This is a genomic window from Candidatus Cryosericum hinesii, assembly GCF_003570985.1.
Lineage (GTDB): Bacteria > Caldisericota > Caldisericia > Cryosericales > Cryosericaceae > Cryosericum > Cryosericum hinesii.
Genome location: NZ_QXIW01000028.1, coordinates 1 through 21,501 on the forward strand (window position 1 = coordinate 1; position 21,501 = coordinate 21,501).

17 protein-coding genes and 1 other RNA gene are annotated in these 21,501 nt (G+C 59.0%); 16 read left to right on the plus strand and 2 right to left on the minus strand.

Annotated features, from left to right (window positions below):
* The 16 genes from purS to SMC3_RS05845 all read left to right on the plus strand — a co-directional run.
* On the plus strand, window positions 1-255 hold a 255-nt coding region (gene purS / locus SMC3_RS05770; RefSeq protein ID WP_207799691.1), incomplete at its 5' end, for a phosphoribosylformylglycinamidine synthase subunit PurS.
* Window positions 252-968 carry a phosphoribosylformylglycinamidine synthase subunit PurQ gene (gene purQ / locus SMC3_RS05775; RefSeq protein ID WP_119087832.1) on the plus strand — a complete coding sequence of 239 codons (717 nt, stop codon included), beginning with the start codon at window positions 252-254 and terminating at the stop codon, window positions 966-968. The genes purS and purQ, both read left to right, overlap by 4 nt.
* On the plus strand, window positions 949-3,159 hold the full coding sequence (purL, locus tag SMC3_RS05780) for a phosphoribosylformylglycinamidine synthase subunit PurL (RefSeq protein WP_119087833.1): 2,211 nt from the start codon (window positions 949-951) through the stop codon (window positions 3,157-3,159). Before purQ ends, purL begins: the two co-directional genes overlap by 20 nt.
* Window positions 3,156-4,577: an amidophosphoribosyltransferase gene (gene purF / locus SMC3_RS05785; RefSeq protein ID WP_119087834.1), complete on the plus strand. Its 1,422-nt coding sequence runs from the start codon at window positions 3,156-3,158 to the stop codon at window positions 4,575-4,577. The genes purL and purF overlap by 4 nt, the downstream gene beginning before the upstream one ends.
* Window positions 4,564-5,592, plus strand: coding sequence for a phosphoribosylformylglycinamidine cyclo-ligase (gene purM, locus SMC3_RS05790; RefSeq protein ID WP_207799692.1), 1,029 nt, complete (start codon window positions 4,564-4,566; stop codon window positions 5,590-5,592). Before purF ends, purM begins: the two co-directional genes overlap by 14 nt.
* Window positions 5,589-6,218 (plus strand): phosphoribosylglycinamide formyltransferase, encoded by a 630-nt coding sequence (gene purN, locus SMC3_RS05795; RefSeq protein WP_119087836.1) that lies wholly within the window; start codon window positions 5,589-5,591, stop codon window positions 6,216-6,218. Before purM ends, purN begins: the two co-directional genes overlap by 4 nt.
* Window positions 6,215-7,753 carry a bifunctional phosphoribosylaminoimidazolecarboxamide formyltransferase/IMP cyclohydrolase gene (gene purH, locus SMC3_RS05800; RefSeq protein WP_119087837.1) on the plus strand — a complete coding sequence of 513 codons (1,539 nt, stop codon included), beginning with the start codon at window positions 6,215-6,217 and terminating at the stop codon, window positions 7,751-7,753. Before purN ends, purH begins: the two co-directional genes overlap by 4 nt.
* Window positions 7,754-7,762: 9 nt before the next feature.
* A complete protein-coding gene (gene purD, locus SMC3_RS05805; protein ID WP_119087838.1) occupies window positions 7,763-9,025 on the plus strand; it encodes a phosphoribosylamine--glycine ligase in 1,263 nt (420 codons plus the stop codon).
* A complete protein-coding gene (purB, locus tag SMC3_RS05810; protein ID WP_119087839.1) occupies window positions 9,022-10,338 on the plus strand; it encodes an adenylosuccinate lyase in 1,317 nt (438 codons plus the stop codon). Before purD ends, purB begins: the two co-directional genes overlap by 4 nt.
* Window positions 10,335-11,588 (plus strand): adenylosuccinate synthase, encoded by a 1,254-nt coding sequence (locus tag SMC3_RS05815; RefSeq protein WP_119087840.1) that lies wholly within the window; start codon window positions 10,335-10,337, stop codon window positions 11,586-11,588. Before purB ends, SMC3_RS05815 begins: the two co-directional genes overlap by 4 nt.
* A 69-nt stretch (window positions 11,589-11,657) precedes the next feature.
* Window positions 11,658-13,919: a diguanylate cyclase domain-containing protein gene (locus SMC3_RS05820; protein ID WP_165846614.1), complete on the plus strand. Its 2,262-nt coding sequence runs from the start codon at window positions 11,658-11,660 to the stop codon at window positions 13,917-13,919.
* Between the two features lie 60 nt (window positions 13,920-13,979).
* Window positions 13,980-14,334: a transfer-messenger RNA gene (ssrA, locus tag SMC3_RS05825) on the plus strand.
* A 228-nt stretch (window positions 14,335-14,562) separates the two neighbouring features.
* Complete coding sequence (locus SMC3_RS05830) at window positions 14,563-15,915, plus strand: AAA family ATPase (protein WP_119087842.1); 1,353 nt, start codon at window positions 14,563-14,565, stop codon at window positions 15,913-15,915.
* A gap of 2 nt (window positions 15,916-15,917) precedes the next feature.
* On the plus strand, window positions 15,918-16,526 hold the full coding sequence (locus SMC3_RS09945) for an RloB family protein (RefSeq protein ID WP_119087843.1): 609 nt from the start codon (window positions 15,918-15,920) through the stop codon (window positions 16,524-16,526).
* 129 nt (window positions 16,527-16,655) lie between these two features.
* The gene (locus SMC3_RS05840) at window positions 16,656-17,849 is read left to right on the plus strand and encodes a hypothetical protein (protein ID WP_119089924.1); all 1,194 of its coding nucleotides are present in this window, start codon (window positions 16,656-16,658) and stop codon (window positions 17,847-17,849) included.
* 282 nt (window positions 17,850-18,131) lie between these two features.
* On the plus strand, window positions 18,132-20,003 hold the full coding sequence (locus tag SMC3_RS05845) for a hypothetical protein (RefSeq protein ID WP_119087845.1): 1,872 nt from the start codon (window positions 18,132-18,134) through the stop codon (window positions 20,001-20,003).
* A gap of 133 nt (window positions 20,004-20,136) precedes the next feature.
* Here SMC3_RS05845 and SMC3_RS05850 read toward each other — a convergent pair whose 3' ends face one another.
* Window positions 20,137-20,658, minus strand: a complete 522-nt coding sequence (locus tag SMC3_RS05850; protein WP_119087846.1) for a GNAT family N-acetyltransferase — start codon at window positions 20,656-20,658, stop codon at window positions 20,137-20,139.
* Between the two features lie 50 nt (window positions 20,659-20,708).
* Window positions 20,709-21,278: an HDIG domain-containing metalloprotein gene (locus tag SMC3_RS05855; protein ID WP_119087847.1), complete on the minus strand. Its 570-nt coding sequence runs from the start codon at window positions 21,276-21,278 to the stop codon at window positions 20,709-20,711.
* Between the last annotated feature and the right edge of the window lie 223 nt (window positions 21,279-21,501).

The following is a 21,501-nucleotide window of genomic DNA, read 5'->3' on the forward strand; positions in this document are numbered from 1 at the left end:
GCAATGAAGGGCCGCGTCCTGATCAGTCCCAAGAAGGGGATCGCCGACCCTCAGGGGACGGCCGTGGAACAGGCACTTCACGCGCTCGGGTTCGCCGATGTCCGGGCGGTCCGGGTGGGCAAGGTCATCGACCTGGAGCTGCCGGAGGGTGACCGCGTGGCGGCGCTCGCGGCGCTCGCACGCATGAGTGAACAGCTCCTGGCGAATACCGTTGTCGAGACATACTCGTGCTCAATTCTGGACGAGGGCGCATGAAGTTTGCGGTTGCCGTCTTCCCCGGTTCCAACTGCGACGTCGATGCGTATCGTGCACTTCACGACGTTCTTGGCAGGGATGTCGCCTATGTCTGGCACCGTGAGACGGACCTGTCCGGCTTCGACGGTGTGATCCTGCCGGGCGGTTTCTCGTACGGCGATTACCTGAGGCCGGGAGCCATCGCGCGGTTCGCGCCGCTCATGGAGGAGGTTGTCCGGTTTGCCGGCCGGGGAGGTATCGTCCTGGGAGTTTGCAACGGCTTCCAGCTGCTCACCGAAGCAGGGCTGTTGCCGGGCGCTTTGCTGCGCAACCGTGACCTGGCTTTCATCTGTGACACCGTGTCGGTGTGCGTCGAGAATGCGGACACGGCGTTCACACGCTGCTGCCGGGCCGGGCAGGTGCTCCGGCTTCCCATTGCTCATAGCGACGGCAACTATGCCGTGGACCCGGCGACGCTGGCCGCCATGGAACAGCGGGGACAGGTGATCCTTCGCTATTGCGCTCCGGACGGCACGGTGGACGAGGGGCACAATCCCAATGGCTCGGTCGCGAACATTGCGGGCATTATCAACGAACAGGGCAACGTGGCCGGCATGATGCCCCACCCCGAGCGGGCGGCGGAGGAGTTGCTGGGTGGGACCGACGGCCTGTTCATCCTGCAGTCCATGGTTCAGGAACTCGAAAGGAGGCAGCATGAAACTTGCCGGTGCTGAACGGGCTGCACGCGTCGGCCTCACAGATGCGGAGTACGCGCACATCGTCGAACTCGTTGGGCGTGAGCCCGGAGACTTGGAGCTGGACCTCTTCGGCGTCATGTGGAGCGAGCATTGCAGCTACAAGACGTCGCGCCCGCTGCTGAGCCTGTTCCCCACGACGGGAGCAGCCGTGCTGCAGGGGCCGGGCGAGAACGCCGGCATCGTCGACATCGGAGACGGATTGGCGGTCGTCATGAAGGTTGAGAGCCACAACCACCCCTCTGCGGTCGAACCATACCAGGGAGCGGCCACAGGTTCGGGTGGTATCATCCGGGACATCTTCACGATGGGAGCGCGACCCGTCGCCATGCTGGACTCGCTGCGGTTCGGTGACCTCGGGGAGGCCCGGCAGCGCTCACTGTTCAGGGGTGTTGTGAAGGGGATCGGCGACTATGACAACTGCATGGGCATCCCGACGGTGGCGGGAGAGGTCGGGTTCGACGACTCCTATGCAGGCAATTGCCTGGTGAACGCGATGTGCGTGGGAATCATCCGGCACGGAGACATCAAGCGCGGCGCAGCTACAGGGGTCGGCAACCCCGTCATCCTCGTCGGTGCTACGACAGGCCGCGATGGCATGGGCGGCGCCAGCTTCGCCTCGGTGGACCTGACAGTTGCTTCGCAGGAACGCAAATCCGCCGTTCAGGTGGGAGACCCGTTCCTCGAGAAACTATTGCTGGAGGCATGCCTGGAACTGTTCCGGACGGACGCGGTGGTCGGCATCCAGGACCTCGGCGCAGCAGGGCTGACGTCGGCAAGCTGCGAGACGGCGGCCCGGGGCGGCGTGGGGATCGATCTGGACGTTGCTCTGGTACCGCGTCGCGAGGACGGGATGGTCCCTGCCGAGGTCATGATTTCGGAGTCGCAGGAACGCATGCTGGTCATTGCGCGCCAGGGGCGCGAAGAAGAAGTACTACGCATCTTCGACAAGTGGGGCCTGAACGCCGCGGTCATCGGACGGGTCACGGACGATGGCACGTTGACCGTCCGCGACGGAGGCGCCATCGTGGGGCAGGTCCCTGCCAAGGCGCTGGCCGAACAGGCACCGCTCAGGCACCCCGAGGCGGTGCGGCCGGCATGGCAGGACGACCTGCTCGATCTGGACGTGACGAGCCTGCCGCAGCAGGACGACTGGATCGGGACGTTGACGGCGCTGCTGGGGATGCCGACGATCGCCAGCAAGGAATGGGTGTACCGCCAGTATGACAGCGTCGTGCGCACGAACACGGTCATCGGGCCCGGATCGGATGCTGCTGTCCTGCGTGTCGATGGAACAGACCGCGGCATCGCCCTGACGATCGACGGGCCGGGACGGATGTGCCTGCTGGACCCGGCGACGGGCGCAGCCATGGCAGTGGCCGAGGCGGCACGGAACCTGGTCTGCAGCGGTGCAAAGCCGTTGGCCCTCACGGACTGTCTCAACTTTGGCAATCCCGAGAAGCCGGAGGTGTTCTGGCAGTTCAGCCAGGCTGTTGCGGGCATGAGTGACGCTTGCCGGAAGCTGGAGATCCCAGTGATCGGTGGTAACGTCAGCTTCTACAACGAAACCGGCGTGTCGGCGATCATGCCCACGCCTGTCGTCGGCATGGTCGGTGTGGTCGAAGACCTTGCCCACATCTGCCGGCAGGGGTTTGGCGAACCGGGCAGCGTCGTGGTTCTGCTGGGTGCGAATACGGATGAGCTCGGCGGCAGTGAGTATGTCCGACTGGCGACGGGCAGGACGGCCGGGCGCGTTCCGGTGCTCGATCTGGAGCGTGAGAAAGAAGTTCAGGAGTTGTGTCTGACCGGGATACGCCGTGGGTTGATCCGGTCGGCGCATGACGTGAGTGACGGTGGTCTCGCAGTGACGCTTGCCGAGTCCTGCATCAGTGGGCGGACGGGAGTCGATTGCTCCCTGCCGGCTGGGCTGCGTCCCGATGCGCTCCTCTTCGGAGAGGCGCCGTCGCGGATTGTCGTCACTGTCGGTGCCGGCGACCTGCAGGCGCTTGTGGACACCGCCGGTGAGATGGATGTCCCGCTGTCTGTACTGGGGATGACAGGCGGGACATTGCTGAATATCAGCATGTCAGGGAAATCCATCGTCCGCGCGCCGGTTGTCGACCTTGCCGCCGCCTGGAGCGGCTCGCTACCGCAGGTGATGAACATATGAGAAGTACGAGCGGTCTGCACGAGGAATGTGGGGTTTTTGGCATTGTCGGCGGTCCGCAGACCCGAGCCGCCCGTGCCACCTACTATGGTCTCTATGCCTTACAGCATCGGGGCCAGGAGAGCGCGGGGATCGCCGTCAGCACAGGGAACGAGATCCTGCACCACAAGGCAATGGGGCTGGTGTCGGAGGTCTTCGACGAGAAGCGCCTTGCGACACTTCCCGGGTCGATGGCATGCGGACACGTCCGGTACTCGACCAGCGGGCGCAGCCTGGTCGTCAATGCACAGCCACTGGTCGTGCGCTACCGTGGAGGTGCGCTGGCTCTTGCCCATAACGGAAACCTGGTCAACGCCCCATCCCTGCGTGCAACACTGGAACAGGAGGGCGTCATCTTTGAGACGTCCATCGACAGCGAACTCATCGCCAACCTGGTGGCGCGGGCTGATACGGGGAACATCGTGGAGGCTGTACTCAGCGCCATGCGCGTCATACGTGGCGCCTACGCCCTCGTCATCATGACCCCTGACACGCTCATCGGCGTGCGCGATCTGGATGGTATCCGTCCTCTGAGCATCGGGCGCAGCGAAGATAGCTGGATGCTGGCCTCCGAGAGCTGTGCCTTCGACGCTGTCGGCGGGACACTCGTCCGGGACGTGGAGCCGGGCGAGGTCGTGACACTGAATCGCAGCGGAGTGATGAGTCACCCGTCGGGACTGGCGCGGCCGGAGCGGCTGTGCATTTTTGAGTTCATCTATTTCGGGCGTCCCGACAGCGTGATGGGAGCCAGTACGATGTACGTCGTGCGCAAGCGTGCGGGCGGTCTGCTCGCCCGCGAAGCGCCGGCGCGCGCCGACATTGTCGTCCCGGTGCCCGATTCAGGCACATCGGCAGCAGTCGGGTATGCCGAGACGTCAGGGATCCCCTTTGCCGAAGGGTTCGTGAAGAACAGCTACGTTGGGCGGACATTCATCCAGCCCGAACAGTCGCTTCGGGCGACGGGCGTTGACCTCAAGCTCAGTGTCCTTGTGGATGTCGTCCGTGGCAAGCGGGTCGTGCTGGTCGACGACTCCATCGTGCGAGGGACGACCATCCTGCGACTCATCCGGAAACTGCGTGCGGCGGGAGCTGTGGCAATCGACCTGCGCGTGGCGTCTCCGCCGATCGTGTGTCCTTGCCACTTCGGCATCGACACGCCGTCACGCGGCGAGCTGATCGCTACCAGTCTGGATGCCCCCGCAATCTGCCGAAGAGTGAATGCGGACTCACTTGCGTACCTGAGCATCAGAGGTCTGCGGGAAGCGGTCGGGGGGAAAGGGAGCTGCGACGCATGTTTCAGCGGCCAGTATCCCATGGACGTCCCCGACGAGGGAAACAAGTTGGGACTTGAACAAGCAGAGGTGGAGCATGCAACGAGATAGCTATCAACAGGCGGGCGTAGATATTGCTGCCGGCGACCGCGCAGTCGAGCTGATGCGAAAAGCCGTCGCTTCGACGGTAACGCCTGGTGTCCTGGGGGACATCGGTGGGTTCGGGGGCTGTTTCCAGCCCAATCTGGCAGGGGTGGCCGAACCAGTGCTCGTTGCCGGGACCGACGGCGTGGGGACCAAACTCAAGATCGCGTTCATGACCGGCCGCCACGACACGGTAGGGATCGACTGCGTCGCGATGTGTGCCAACGACGTGGCAGCTATGGGCGCCGTTCCCCTGTTCTTCCTGGACTACATCGCTCTGGGCCGCCTGGTTCCGGAGCGCGTCGCCGAGATCGTGGGGGGAGTGGCGGCAGGTTGCCGCCAGGCACACTGCGCGCTTGTGGGTGGCGAGACGGCCGAGATGCCGGGTTTCTATCCCGTTGAGGAGTATGACCTTGCCGGGTTCTGTGTGGGACTGGTCGACCGCAGTCATATCGTCGACGGACACACCGTGCATGCAGGCGACGTCCTTGTCGGTCTCCCATCGTCTGGACTGCACAGCAACGGCTTTTCGCTCGTGCGGCACATCGTGTTCGACCAGCACCATCTGGACGTCGGCACGTATGTGCCCGAGCTCGGTCGTACGGTTGGAGAGGAACTGCTCGAGCCGACGATCATCTACGTGGACGCGGCCGCGCGGGCCCGTGCAGCAGCCCCTGTCGGAGGGATGGCGCACATCACCGGGGGTGGACTGTTGGGCAACATTCCGCGCGTCGTCCCGCAAGGGCTGCGCGTGGAACTGGATATCCGTACGTGGCAGGCGCCCCCCGTGTTCGACTGGCTGACGCGGCTGGGCAAGCTCGAGGAACAGGAGTGCTACCAGACGTTCAACATGGGTCTCGGCTTCGTGTTCATCGTGCCGGAGGTTTCCGTGGACAGTGTGTGCAGGAATCTTGCCGGCGACGGAGCGCGTGCTGTCGGTCGCATCGTTCCCGGGGACCCCGGAGTGGAGCTTTGCCGATGACGCGCATCGCCATTCTGGCGTCGGGCAATGGTACTGACTGTGAGGCGGTCATGACGGCAGTGGAACAGGGAGAGATACCGGATGCCACCGTGGCCATCGTCATTGCGGACAGGCCCGCGCCTGTGCTGGAACGGGCACGCCGCCATAGTGTCGCGGCACTGCTGATCGACAGGCGAGGATGTGGACGGGCTTCGTACGACAGCGCGCTCGCAACCGCTCTGGCGGAGCACCGGGTCGATCTCCTCGTGCTCGCGGGCTATCTAAGTATGGTGGACGGTGTGACGGTGACGACGTATCGGAACCGCATCATCAACATCCATCCGTCGCTGATCCCGGCCTTCTGTGGACGTGGTTTCTATGGAGAGCACGTGCATCAGGCTGTTCTGGACGCCGGGGTGAAACTGACCGGTGTGACCGTGCACTTCGTCGACGAAGGGACCGACTCCGGGCCGATCATTCTGCAAGAGGCGGTGAACGTGCTCGATACGGACGACGCGGCGACACTGGCCGCGCGCGTGCTCGTCGTCGAGCACCGACTGCTGCCACAGGCCGTGGCACTGTACTGCAGTGGGCGACTGTCCGTTCAGGGGCGAAAGATTCATATCTTGGGAGAGGAGAGAAAATGAAACGACGCGCAATCATAAGTGTCTCGGACAAGACTGGCGTGGTTGACCTGGCCCGACGTCTCGTGAGCATGGGGTGGGAGATTGTAAGCACTGGCGGAACTGCGTCCATTCTTGCAGCCGAAGGGGTCCCGGTGACGGCGGTCAGTGACGTGACCGGTTTCCCGGAATGCCTGGACGGGCGTGTCAAGACACTACACCCGGCGGTGCATGCCGGCATCCTTGCGCGCAGGGACGTGCCCGCGCACATGGAGCAGATTGCAAAACTTGGTGTGACCCCGGTCGATCTCGTCGTGGTGAACCTGTACCCGTTCCGCCAGACCGTCACGCGCCCCGGCGTTACCTGGGACGAAGCCGTGGAACAGGTGGACATCGGAGGTCCGTCGCTCATCCGCGCAGCCGCCAAGAACCACGCGGCCGTCACGGTCGTCGTGGACCCGGCCGACTATGGCCGTGTCCTGGCCGAATTCGAACAGGATGGGGATACAAGCATGGCGACACGGCGTGAGCTGGCTGCCCGCGCGTTCCGGCATACAGCCGCATACGACGCGTTCATTGCGGGGTGGTTCGGGGGCCGGCTGGGCGTCCGCTTCCCGGAGCAGCTCACGCTCACATGGGATCGGCAGCAGCAGCTCAGGTACGGGGAGAATCCACATCAGGCCGCCGCCCTCTACGTGGACCCTGTCCCCGCTGCCGGATCAGTAACAGCGGCACAGCAGTTGAACGGCAAGGAGCTCTCCTTCAACAACATCGGCGACGCAGACGCGGCGCTCGCCTGTCTCACCGAATTTCCCAGCAGCATGCCGACTGTCGTTGCCGTGAAGCACGGCATCCCGTGCGGTGTCGGCACGGGTCCTGACCTGATGACAGCGTGGAGGAAAGCTCGCGACGGGGACCCAGTCTCCATCTTCGGAGGTGTCGTCGCCGCGAACGGGACCGTCGATGCTCCGCTGGCGGCGGAGATGGCCGAGCTCTTCCTCGAGATCATCCTTGCCCCGGGGTTCACCGGCGATGCGCTCGAGATTCTGAGGAGAAAGAAGAACCTGCGGGTTCTGCAAGTGACTGCGGTTGCGCCAGGACAAGATGAGGTTGCGCTGCGTGACGTGCGCGGTGGGCTCCTGGTACAGAACCGGGACGTGCTGCTGCTGAAGGACGAACCAAGGGTTGTTACGCTCAGTCGACCGACCACTGAGGAACAGGCAGATCTGTTGCTTGCCTGGCGAGTCGTCAAGCACGCCAAGTCCAATGCAATCGTCCTGGCCAAAGGTGGGGGGACGATCGGCGTCGGCCCTGGGCAAACGAACCGCATCTGGGCACTGCAGGACGCCATCCGGCAGGCGACGACTCCTCCTTTGGGGGCAGTGCTGGCTTCAGACGGGTTCTTTCCCTTTGCGGATTCTGTCCAGGCAGCGGCCGCTGCAGGAATTCGCGCCATTATCCAGCCGGGGGGATCCGTCAGGGATGCGGACTCGATTGATGCCGCAGACGAAGCAGGCATCGCAATGCTGTTTACCGGCATACGGCACTTCCGGCACTAGACTGCGCCCATGGATATCCTCATCGTTGGCAGTGGTGGACGGGAACATGCGCTGGCATGGAAGATCCGGCAGAGCCCCTTGGTAGAACGTGTCTGGGTGGCACCCGGCAATGCTGGTATCACCGGATGTGCGACCTGTGTCCCGATGCGTTCGGATGACACGTCTGGACTGGCTGAGTTCGCCGTGCAGCACAGGGTCGGTCTGGTCGTCGTCGGGCCGGAGGAACCACTTACGAAGGGGATCGCCGACGTTCTTCGTGCCCGAGGTCTGCTGGTCGTTGGTCCAGGAGCGGCGGGGGCACGGCTCGAGGGGAGCAAATCCTTCGCCAAAGGGTTCTGCGAACGGCACGGGATCCCGACGGCTCGTGGAATTCGTTGCGAAGATGCGGGGGCTGCGCTGGGACACGTAAGTGATCTGGGGTTTCCACTCGTTGTGAAAGCGGATGGCTTGGCCGCAGGCAAGGGAGTCGTCATCGCGACAACCCAGGGTGAGGCTGTGACGGCCATTGAGAGTCTGGCTGGCCGAGGTCCGTTGCTGCTCGAGGAGTTTCTCACGGGTCGCGAGTGTTCCCTGCTGTTCCTCTGTGATGGGAAGACTGTCCTGCCATTCGCACCTGCGCGCGACTACAAGCGTGCAGAGGACGGTGACATGGGACCGAACACAGGTGGCATGGGCAGCTTCTCTCCGGTGCCGGACGTGACGTCCGCTGTCCAGCGTGAGGCGTATGAGCATATTGCGCTGGGCGTGCTCGCAGGGCTCGCCGACGAGCAGATCGACTACCGCGGAGTGCTGTATGCGGGTTGCATAGTGGCGCAGGACGGCCTCAAGGTCCTGGAGTTCAACTGCCGGTTCGGCGACCCGGAGACCCAGGTCCTCATGCCGAGGATCCAGGGGGACCTGGTGCCGGCGCTGGTGGCGTGTGCCGAGGGGCGGTTGGCGGATGCTTGGCTGGAATGGCGGGAGGAGACGGCGGTCTGCGTCCAGATGGTCTCGAGCGGATACCCGGCGGCGCCGGTCACGGGCATGATCATCGGCGGGCTGGACAAAGTTCCACAAGACGTCATGGTATTCCACGGCGGAACACGGCAGGAAGACGATCAACTAGTGACAGCGGGGGGCCGGGTAGTGGGAGTCACGGCCGTCGGCGCGACCATGGCCGAAGCGCGTACGCGGGCATATGCCGGCGTCAACGCCATCCACTTCGAGGGTGCGCAGTGGCGCACAGATATCGCGTCCGACGTCGACGCAACAAGGAAAGGGGAGCAGACATGATCGAACGGTATGCACTTCCGCCGGTCCGGGACCTCTGGACCGAGCAGGCGCAGTATGAACGCTGGCTTGAGGTGGAATGCGCGGTCACTGCAGCGCATGAGGAACTGGGTGTGGCGCCCGCCGGAACGGCGGACGCGGTCCGCCGTACGGCAGTGGTGGACGTGGAGGACATCCATGCCATCGAGGCGACCGTCGACCACGACGTCATCGCGTTTATCAAGTCGGCCACCCGCGACATGGGGGACGACGCTCGGTTCTTTCACCTGGGGATGACGTCATCGGACGTCGTAGATACAGCGCTGGGTATTGCGCTCAAGCGTTCCGGTCGGCTTCTGCTTGACCAGCTGGCCGAGCTGAAGGGCGTCCTGGCCGACCAGGCGAAGCGCTTCCGGACGACGGTGACCGTCGGCCGTACGCACGGGGTCCATGCCGAACCCACATCGTTCGGACTCAAGTTCCTGTCCTGGCTCGCCGAGACGGAACGCAATGAGGAGCGGCTGGCAGCGGCGACGGACGGTGTTGCCTGTGGCAAGATCTCGGGAGCAGTCGGCAACTATGCCAACATCGACCCGCGCGTGGAGGAGATTGCTCTCAGGAACCTGGGGCTGCGGCGGGCGAAATGCTCTACCCAGATCGTCCCGCGCGACCAGCACGCGGCATTCATGGCCGCTCTCGCCCTGGTGGGCGCCCAGATCGAGCGTATGGCGACTGAGGTCCGGCTGTTGCAGCGCACCGAAGTGCACGAGGCGCAGGAACCGTTCAAGGTCGGCCAGCGAGGGTCGTCCGCCATGCCCCACAAGAAGAACCCCATCGTCTGTGAGCGCCTCTGTGGCATGGCGCGTCTGTTGAGGGGTTACATGACGGCGGCCTTTGAGGACGTGGCGCTCTGGCAGGAGCGTGACATCTCACATTCGTCGGTGGAGCGGGTCATCCTGCCCGACGGCGTCATGACGACCTATTACATGCTCGATCGTGTCATCTGGCTGATGCGCAGGCTCGTCGTGGATGCCGAGGCGATGCAGGCGACGTTTGCGGCGTCGCATGGTCTCGTGTATTCGCAGCGTGTCATGCTGGCCCTGGTGCGTGGCGGGATGAGTCGCGAGGATGCATACACACTCGTCCAGCGCCTTGCCCTGGCAGCATGGGAGGGTGACGCGGACTTTCACCAGCTCTGCCTGGCGGAGCCACACATCACTACGCTGATGAGCCCGGCAGAACTGGATGCTCTCTTTGACCCACAGTACTACCTGAGGAACATCGGCCCCGTCTATGCGCGGTTCGGCCTGGACAATGCAAAGGAGGAACAATCATGAAACGTGTCGCAGTGGTCGGCGCCCAGTGGGGCGACGAAGGCAAGGGCAAGGTCGTCAACTACTTCGCCAAGGACTTCGACTGGATCGTCCGCTTCGCAGGGGGCGCCAATGCAGGCCATACCATCTACGTGGGGGACAAGAAGTACGTCAATCACCTGCTGCCGTGCATCCTTCCTGATGGACCAGGCCGCGGTTTCCTGGGGGCCGGTATGGTCGTTGACCTGGAGCAGCTGGTGACAGAGGTCGAAGTGCTGGCAAAGGATTTCCCCGGCGTCGGTGCCAAGTTCGCTGTCGACCCGGAAGTCTTCCTGGTCCTGCCCTGGCACAAGCAGCAGGACCAGCTGCTGGAAGCCATGCGCGCCGAGCCCATCGGCACGACCGGCCGCGGCATCGGGCCGGCCTATACCGACAAGGCGTCCCGCGAAGGGATCAAGCTGTGTCACCTGTTTGATGAGAAGATGTTGATGGAACGGCTCGAGAACTCTTGGGTCATCAAGCAGAACTTGTATCGAGGCCAGCTTTCCATGCCACCTGCAGAGCTTGCCGGCCTCCTCATGCGACAACGGGACCGATTGCTGGAGTTGGGAGTTCAGGTTACCGGAGCGGTCGACATGGCGCACGTCTTCCGCAGCACGTCGGTGTTGTTCGAAGGAGCGCAGGGGGTGCTGCTCGACCTGGACTTTGGGACGTACCCGTTTGTCACCTCGGGGTCCTGCATGGCCCACGGTGTCTCGTCGGTCGGGTTCTCGACTTTCGAGCTGGACGACGTGGCCGGCGTCCTCAAGGCCTACACGACCCGTGTGGGAGAGGGTCCGTTCCCCAGTGAAAACGATACGGACGTGGCACAGGGCATTCGCGAGCGGGGAAAAGAGTACGGCGCTACGACCGGCCGGCCACGCCGTGTCGGGTGGCTGGATCTGCCGGCATTGCGGTATGCTGCCATCCGGTCGGGACTCACCAGTCTTGTCATCACCAAGGCGGACGTGCTCAATGGGTTGAAGACCGTCCGGGTGTGCACCGGCTACCGCATCGGCGGGGTTGTCCGTGACGTCCCGTCGACCTCGCACGACTTCTTCGTTGCCGAACCCGTCTACGAGGAGCTGCCTGGCTGGCGCACGACCGATGACGTCAACTTCCTCAAGTACATGACGTTTATCGAAGAACAGGTCAGCGTGCCCATCACGTATATCTCTTACGGCCCTCACACGGATGAGATGGAGACCAAGAGTCGGCTCATCATGAATATCTGAGGTTCCCGGTTTCCCGTTTCTGTCGGCTCCTGCGGCAGAATGGTGGAGAAAACGCGGTATACTATTGCGATGAAAACGGATGTAGGTGAGTACGTAGAATGTGACGGAAGCAGTCTGGGGGACTCTCTCCGGGACGAACTGCAGCGGCAATATGACAATGCTTTTGCATTGTCTGACAATGACGCCCGCGCGGCGAAAGTCACGGCAGACGAGATCTATGCCAAAGCCGGCGATGCGAAGAGCCCATATTGGCAGGGCCTGTCCCGGTACCTTGCGGGCTTCTGTTTCTACAACCTCAGCGAGTATGACAATGCCATGGAAGAATTCGAGCATGGCGACCAGATTGCCCAGGAGCACAATCTCCAGAACCTCGTGATCAAGTTCCGCAATGGATATGGGGCAATATTCTCGCGACTCGGACGGTACCATGATGCCATAGAGCAGTTCGCGGAGGGCCTGAAGAAGGCCAGGGAAATGGGTCTGAAGCGTGATGTCGGCAATTTCCTCGTCAACCTTGGGGAGGCTTCACTTCTGATGGGGGATGCCGCCCAGGCGCTGTCTTTCGAGTCGGAGGCCGAGGGGCTCATCCCGGAACTGGCCGGCGAAAGCAGATATGCCATCGACGTCTACTACAACCTCGCAGAAGCACAGGCCAGGAGCGGTCGAATAGAGGACGCAGAACGGTCCTATCGCCGAAGTCTCGAGACTGCCACGATGGTTGGAAAAACGGTCTCCGAGGTGGAAGCGCGCGTTCGTCTCGGGTCCATTCTTGCGGGTCGCGGTCACGAGACCGAAGCACTGCCTGTCATCGAAGAGGCTCTCCGGCTGAGCAGGAGTTGTGGTTTCCCCCTGCAGGAGGCGGGGTCACTGCTTGCCTGTGGGCGCATCGAACTGAGCCTTGGCCGTCTGGAAGAGGCAACCCATCACTTTGAGATGGCGGTCGAGGTAGCCGACAGCCACAAGATGGGAGATCTGCTGTCCCCTGCTCTCGAATCGCTCTCCACTGCCAAAGCAGCCATGAATCGCTTCGACGAGGCGTATCACGACCTTCTGAAATCGGTCGAAGCGGCACATACATGGTCGAGTTCGGAGGCAATCAGGATCCTGGCCGGGATGGCGGCAGGATATCGGCTTGAGAAAATGAAGCGCGAAGCCGAAGCCGAAAAGGTTCGACGCGAGGGGCTCGAATCCGCAAACGAGCGTCTCCGGACCGTGACTCGCATCGGGCGGAGTCTCACGCAGAGCCTCGAACCCAGGGACATCCTCACGCGGATGTGGAGTGAACTCTCAGCGTCGATCGATCTCAAGTTGCTGGGATTTGGCATCTACAGCCCCGATTCGGGGGTCATCGAGTTTCCTGGATTGATCGAGTCTGGTGTCCTGCAGAAGGCATCGTCGGTCTTCCTGAGCGACGAGTCCAGTCTCGCTGCGCTCTGCGTGCGGGAGAAGCGAGTCCTCTACTATGCAACGTCAGATGAGGCGCGGTCAGCGCTGGGCGATCATCCGATCATTTCGTTTGGGTCGACACCAGTCACGTCGGAGACAATCCTGTATCTTCCGCTGTTCAGGGAGAATGATATTGTTGGTGTGATGACGGTGCAGAGTGCCAGAGACCACGCATATTCGGACGACATCATCGAGATGCTCGAGGCTATTGCCTCGTTCACCGCGATCGCTGTCGAGAACGCACGCATCATGATCCGGTTGAACGAGATGAATCAGACCATATCGGGAGAGAAAGAGCAGGTCGAGAAGGCCGCTCTCGCATCTTCCTGGCTGGCCGAACACGACAGCCTGACAGGACTGTCCAACAGGCGCTTTCTCGAGAGGGTCCTTGACGAGAACATTCGGTTGGCGACACTCGAAGACAACAATATCGCTCTGTTCTTCGCCGACCTCGACGATTTCAAGAAGGTGAACGACGTCTACGGGCATGACGTCGGCGACCGCGTTCTTGTGGCTGCCGCGGAACGCCTGGTCTCCGTGTTTCGAGACGGGGACTACGTCGCACGCGTCGGAGGAGACGAGTTCGTCGTCGCTGCGCCCGGTGTGAAGGATGTGGTAAGCATTGCTTCGATGGCGGACAAGGTAGTCGCATCACTCAATGAACCGCTCACGATCGCTGAAGGCCCGATATCGGTCAGCATATCTGTCGGTGTCGCTCTGTTCCCGGAGCACGGGCATAGCAGTCAGGAGTTGATCAGGCGCGCTGACGAAGCGATGTACTTGATCAAGCGGACAGGAAAAGGGGCATGGCGCATGTGGTCGGCTTCTGTGCGTTCTGATGAGCCACCGAGCTCTTCGAGAATGCTTGGGCAATCTGTGGTATAATCACTGTGTAACACTTCTTACACGTGGGGGATACGCCCCTCGTATGGGAAAAAAGTACTTGGGGGTGCTGGGGTTCGACAGATACGTGAGGTGCAGGGTTGCAGGTAGAGGACGACAGTTGGCCTCTTTAAACATCTGTCACAAAAAAACAAGCCAATAACAATTACGCTCTAGCTGCCTAAGCGCGGCTAGCGTCTCTCCGGGCCGTCCATCCCTGGGTCCGTCAGGGGCGCGTCTATAGGGGTCTCGAAGGTGAGGGTCGTTCCCGTTCCTTGCCAGAGAGTACCAAACGGGAAATCGTGCAGAGCGGGGCGTCGACTCCCGGCCGAGCGCAAGGTATAACAGCCGACTAAACCTGTAGTAGCGCTGTATTTAACGTATTTGGACGCGAGTTCAACTCTCGCCACCTCCACCATAAACAGAACAACCCGCCCGCCGGCACCCCAGCCGGTGGGTTTTTTCGTTGCTGGTGATCGTGGCATCTCCGTCGTTCTGTTCCTGTCGTCCCCGCGCAGGCGGGGACCCACACACTAGGTCGTCTCACAGAAGATTAAGAGGAATTTTCGCGTAATAGTTGCATATTTCTCGGAAACCAGTAACATAGTGGAACTTGTAGGAGCTTTTTTCTCTCTAGGAGGCTACTATGTTGATCGGTCTGACCGTGGAGAACTGGAAATCATTCAGAAACCCAGTATCGTTTTCGATGATCAAGACACGTGAGCGCCAGCACAATGAGCGAGTCCCATGGGTCGACAAATATGATGTGGGGGTCCTGCCCGTGGCTGCCATCTACGGTGGAAACGCATCTGGGAAGACAAATCTCTTCTCTGCCCTGCATTTCATGAAGGAGTTTGTGACGAAGCAACGAGTGCCCAAGGAGAGAACCGGCGTCACACCATTTCTGCTGTCCGACGAAACCCGAGATGGTCTGACGAAATTCACAGCACGAATCTTGACTGTAGATGATATCATGTACGAACTGAGTTTCTCATTAGACGAGAAGCACGTTGATGAAGAGAGACTCGTCAGGTTCGACGGGAAACATAGGAGGGTGCTCTACCAGCGCAAAGCGGGCAAGAAGGGTATACAGCTGGACGATTCCCTGGATTCAGACAAGCAACGTCTTGAGTATATCTATGATGGAACGCAGAAGAATCAACTCTTCATAACAAATGCTACCTTTCAGAAGTGCGATGCGTTTCGGCAGGTCTATGATTGGTTTGCCGACAGTCTGGTGCTCATATCGCCAACAACAAAGTACGGGGCTCCACAACAGTATCTCAATGTCCCGAAGATGGCAGAGAAGCTTAGGCAGCTGGATACTGGAATCCTGAATCTCGGCAGCAAGAACATCCCTGTCGACGACGATGATAGCAGGATGCTGAAGGATTTGTTTCAAGACAAACTCGGAGACTATGAATCAATGCCGCTGAGCGTGGACTTGTCAGGCCCCCTCTTCGTTGCCGTAAGAACGAAAGGAAGAGTATCAGTCGAAGAGGTGATAACTCGTCATAAGAACACGGGCAGTGAGGCACTAATCGAGTTTCACATGTCACAGGAGTCTGACGGGACGCGGAGACTCATGGATTTGGTGCCAGCCTTTCTTCATGTATCGTCCTCGTCCTCGCGAAGCGTCTATGTCGTCGATGAACTCGATCGTAGTTTGCACACGTTGTTGACAAGGTCTCTGATTGAGTCTTACCTTGGCTGCTGTTCGGCAAACAGTCGCGCCCAGTTCATCTTCACCACGCACGATGCGTTGCTGATGGATCAGCGGCTGCTTCGGCGTGATGAGATTTGGGTTACTGAGCGCAAGAGCGACGGCTCTTCGGACCTGTTCTCGTTCAGCGACTACAAGGACGCACGAAAGGACAAGGACATCCGTAAGAGCTACCTGCAAGGGCGTCTTGGGGGAGTTCCCCGCATTTTCCTGGACGACACGTCTGACTGCCCAAGTCCTGAGAAGCTAAGTGAGGCGAAGGATGAGGAAAAGTGACGATGGCCGGGAAGAACCTATTTGTACGCCCATCGCCCGAACGATCGTATCTGAGACGGGTAGTGATTGCAGCAGAAGGAAGGGTGACCGAACCAAGATACTTCTTGATTGTTAGGAGCCTTTATCGGGACACTGCATGCTTGGTAATATCCGCCAAGACACCTAGCAGCAATTGCAGTAATCCTCATGAAGCTCTGCGCTCTCTCGAACAGTGGATATCAAAGAATGGTCCGTGGAAGAAGAACGACGAATCCTGGCTTGTGGTCGACAAGGACAACTGGAAAGATGCGCAACTCAACGAACTGAGAACTTGGACATCTCGAACCGACGGAGGACACTACAAAAGGGGCTTAGCGCTCAGTGATCCCAAGTTCGAATACTGGTTACTCCTCCATTTTGAAGATACCAGTGCTGCGAACTCAGAGGACTGTACACGGAAACTCAAGAAGCACCTGCCACGCTATAACAAGCAGATCGATGATCACGATTTCTCCCAGAAGTGCGTCCAACAGGCCATATCGAGAGCACGTCGGAGAGATGGTCGGGGGAGTGGTGCCTCTACCACAGTCTACAAGCTCGTTGAGAGTATTTTGAGCTGTTCGGAGTCTTGACCCGCGGCGAGTTCAACTCGGGGCACGTTCACCAAAGATCCAGCAGCTCACAGGTGTTGAACCCGTGAGCTGCTTTGCTGTATAATTCGGGTGCGAACTATTCATAAGCTCCGCATAGGGAGACACTGCATGAATACGGGAAAGCTGGATTTGTTCTATTTTGGTGATACTGGCAAATACGATGCATTCAATCCTTCATATGTCTGCACGCAGAAATACGCAGCAGAGATACTCTTTCTGATAGCTTCCTGTGCTCCCTATGAGCTTTCAAAAGCGGAAATCGCCCGGTTCCTGAGAGTTGAACAGGAGACCATGCGACCCATTATTGACTCTTTACTTGGAATCAAAGCTATCGAATGCAAAGATGATACATATAGGATTTGCTTTCCCGTATTCCTCCAGGGTGATGTCCAACAAATGACAGGCATATTGTCCAGTGTGGGCGATTCCATTGCAAGAACGCTTGAACGGCTGAGCAGCCAATTGGTGCCGATAGCACAGCGGTTCAGATGCCACAAGCAGTTTAGTGTTGGTCGAATTCTGTATCATGTGATTTGTGACTCTGTATTTGACGACAGAGCGTTTGCCTACTTTGAGAAGGAGAAACTGCTATGCACTTCAAAACCACAACCGGGCAATCGCGATTATCTCATGATCGGATATGAAGCGTGTGAGGAAGTCGCACAGAGTAGTAACTTACTGCTTTGCAGCAGCAACAACTATGCCTGCGACGGGGTCCGTTTCAACAGCTTCGGTGATTCATGCGGTCGCAGAAAAGATATGTATCGCTTCACGCGCATCTTTGATTCGGAGCCACATGAGCTAGCGCAGTTTCTTAATAGGTCCGAGGATATTGAAATGCTGCTGTCGTCTGATATGAAAAATATCGCTTCCAGGTGCAGCAGCATGGTGAAAAGAATAGTCTCGAATGATGTGTACTGGACCGATCTAACCGATGATGCGGAAACAGCCTTGCTGCTCTCAGAATTGGGATATATCAGCGGCAGACAGGAGAACAACCGCATATCAATGATGGTTCCTGTGTTCTATCAGAATGAGCAGCCGCTAATCATTGCAGTCAGTGACATTGTCTTGCCTCAAATAAATGATGCTGTTAGGCAAGCATTCGATTCCTTTTCAATGCGCACAGGCGATTTTACGGCAGTCAGGCATATGGTCGATATTAAAGAAATCGGGAATGAATTGTGGCATCAGATCTTCGGATTGACGAACGAGCATTTGGCTAAAGCAGGGTTTGTTGACAAGCCACAATATATTAATGGACAAGGCAGTTTTTTTAGAAGCATCAGAATGGAATCGTAGAATAGTGTGGATCATGAGTGCGATCTCCACACGTAGCTATTCTGCCAACACTAAGCAACGAGCAAAAATAGCTCGCCGACGGAGGCCACACCGTCGACTGAAGATACAGTATCGCTTGAGCAGAACAACCCGCCCGCCGGCACCCCAGCCGGTGGGTTTTTTCATTGTCCGGCGCCGCTGCTTTCTTAGAAAATGAGTCATCGCGGAAACCGTTTAGCAAAACCGGACCATCTTCGTTATAGTAATGGGAGGGCAAAGAGTAAACAGCGGAAGGGGGGACATATGTATCGAAGAACAATTCAAAGGCTTCTCTGTGCGTACCTCATCGCGCTGCTTGGCCTTGTGACAGTGGGATGTGCGCCACATTCAACAAGCTCAAACCTGTTGCCGCCGCAGGCGGACAACCCGCGTGACTACGAGGAGATCGAGGTTTTCACCGCCGCCGTGGATGACCCCGCAGATGAGCATACGCTCTACAGCCGCCCCCTCAACTGGCGCAGTACCGGCGATAAGGGGACAAAATGGTGCACGGTCGACCCGTCCATCGGCATCCTGCGGGTGGGCTGGGCTCACAATGCCGAATACCATGCAGGGTGGGCGTACTTCATGCCTGGAGTGCCCAATTCGAAAATACTATCCCCATACGTATCGGCCCCGCTGTATGCCTGCGACGCCACCGGCAACGTGGTCAAGATCATTGATCCTGCCACTCTTCCTGGCATCACGATGTACGATTTCTCCGTCTCGCCGGACGGGCGCTTTGTGATGCTGTACGACGAGGATAAGGATGGCGGCGGCATCCTTGCTCTTCACATCTGGTCCGTCGAGCAGGAGAAGATCATCGCCTTATTCTATGCGGACGACAGCGAAGCTCCTGCGAGCGGCAAGAAGCAGAAGGAGCTCACAGAGACCCACCTCACCTGGGACACTCCGGCGGGGTATGGCTATTGGCACGAGGTTGCTGCGAGTGGGCAACCGTCGAGCTACACCTATACGGCAGTGGCAATTGGAGACGAGCCGATGGCTGGGGTGGAATCCTATGCAGTGATTCAGTTCATGGGCGACGCGGCGAAGAACGCCACCATCAAGAGGTACCCTGTTTCAACCGGCGTCTATATTCTAGATCTTAGTCTGCAGATGCTCGACCCGGCGACGAACATGGTCGCCTACGACGATTATCCTCACTTCATCGAATATGGGAAAGAACTCTTTGACTTTGACCGCGCCCAGACGCCGACGCACCTGTTCCTTTACAATGTCACGACCGGCACGAATACATGCATCGATGAGCTTCCCGCCTGCTACTTCTTGCCACAATGGACGGGAGCGGATACCCTGGAGTACAACGTCAGATCCGACCCTGTCGTCCGGACGGATCCCCCGTCCCCCGAGCCGCCGAACATCTACGTCTCGCGCAGGTACGTCAGTCTGCTGACACGGTCCGACTGCCTCCCTATCGTCTACTCGGTCACGTCGTCCGGAGGCGAGGAGGAGTACCACTACGCCATCATCGATCTCACCACGATGAAACTCTTCAAGGACACGGGGACACTCGCCACGTCCAAAACGGCCGGTACCCTCAAAGGCTGGCTGTTCTTCCCAAAAATAGCGCCGTGGCACCTCTACAGTGAATCGACGGAAGGGACAACAACAAGACTGAAACCAGCTGCCGGGACGACGGTCACTTCTACGACGTTCAAGGTGGGAAATAAACTCTATTCAGGCAACCAGAAGTTCACACCGTCTCAATCGCTCCTCGACGCAGTCACGGATATTTCGGGTGAGATAACAGACCCGGGGATCGTGCGCGTTATCGAGTGTACGCCCTCGTCCTCATCGAAGCCCGGCATCCAGTGCGCCGTTGACAAAATTGAAGGCGGGAGCAAGGAGAATCCCTGGTTCTACACTCGGTACACTTTTCTTTACAAAGGGACGACGGACTGCCAAATCGAGTTCAGGCAAAATCAAAAAAGCATCACGACGCTCTGCAGAAACCCCAAAGCGGGCGGTGCTCCAAGTATTATTGCGGACACACTTACTGGCGTCAACAACCTGTTCGTCCCGGTGACACCAAAGTTCAACCCGGCATTTATAGGATGGTCGCCGGACAGCAAAACGACAACGCTCACAACCGCCTTTCTGAGCCCTGGTTGACCGCACAGGCTCTTGCAGGTACCTTAGGTGGTGCAATACGCAGGGGCACCCCAGCCGGGGGACTTTTTCATTGCCCTGGTTCGATGGCGAGCGAAAGAAGGGAGTGCCGGGCCAATAGCTTCAGCCAATTTCCTCAGACCGATTCTGTTGGGCAGGCGCTTTTGAACGTATCCCGAGTGATCTCCAAATACGTTGGTCCCTTCTCGAGAAACGCTGGTCTTGGCTTACTGATGAACCCAAGTTTTTCATAGAGTTTCCATGCTTTCTTGTTGTCTGGATGGGGGTCAACACACGCTTTCGTAGCCAGATCATTGCTGAACACCTGGTCGATGACGTTGCTGAAAGCATATGCAGCAATTCCTTTGCCCTGTGCTTTCGGCAAAAGCTTGATATCCAGTCTTGCCAGATCATGTCCACGATCGATGTCGTAGAACGTTTCGCCGCAATACCCGATGTTCTCAGCATAAATACTGTAATGCCTGCTGAAGATATCCTGATTGACCCCAGTCAGCCATTGCTGGAGGCGCTCAATCGTAACGCCCAGACCCCTTGGAAAGCCTGCATAGAACATCACTTGGCCGCTGTTCCATAGCTGCATGACGTTCGGCAGATCTGATTGATCAGTCTCTTTGATTCTGATTTTGCCTGTATACACTCAACGCTCCCGTCTTGTCCGACCGTATCCTGGTGCGCACGATGGTCAGCTCAGAGTTCTCCCTTGAGGCCGATAGCCTCGGCCACTTCGCGCATGCCCATGATGGTTTCTGTGATGACATAATCCAGGTCCATGTTCAGCATGGCGGCGCCCTGCTCGATGACTTCCCGATTCACGCCGGCAGCGAACTTGTGGTCTTTGTATTTCTTCTTGACTGATTTCAGCTCGAGGTCCATGACACTTTTCGACGGCCGCATGATCGCGGTTGCGGTGATGAGGCCCGTGAGCTCGTCGATGGTGTAGAGGACCTTCTCCATGACATGTTCCGGCTTCACGTCGCAGCACAGCCCATACCCATGACTCTGGATTGCATGAATGTACTCCTCGTCAACGCCAGCCTCCTGCAGGATCTCGCGTGCCTTGTGGCAGTGCTGTTCAGGGAACCTCTGATAGTCGATGTCATGCATCAGACCGACAGCTCCCCACTTCTCCTCATCTTCACCCAGCAGACGGGCGAAATGCCGCATCACGCCTTCGACGGTCAGACCGTGGGTAATAAGGGCAGGAGAATCGTTGTACTTGCACAACAGTTGGTATGCTTCATCTCTCGTTGGTTTCAAGTTGCACTACTCCTTATCCAGATTCATTTGCATCTCGTCAAATCATACCAGATGGGTTCCAGGAAATCAACCAGGTCGGCAGGATTGGTCACCAGCTGACTGGCACCAGCAACCGTGCAAGAGGCGCTTGCACAAATCGCCTGATATCGAAATGCGTGTTTGCGAGGAGAGGAAAGCACCCCATTTTCCCCAAATCGCTTGCCATTTGTCCTCGACGCGTCAT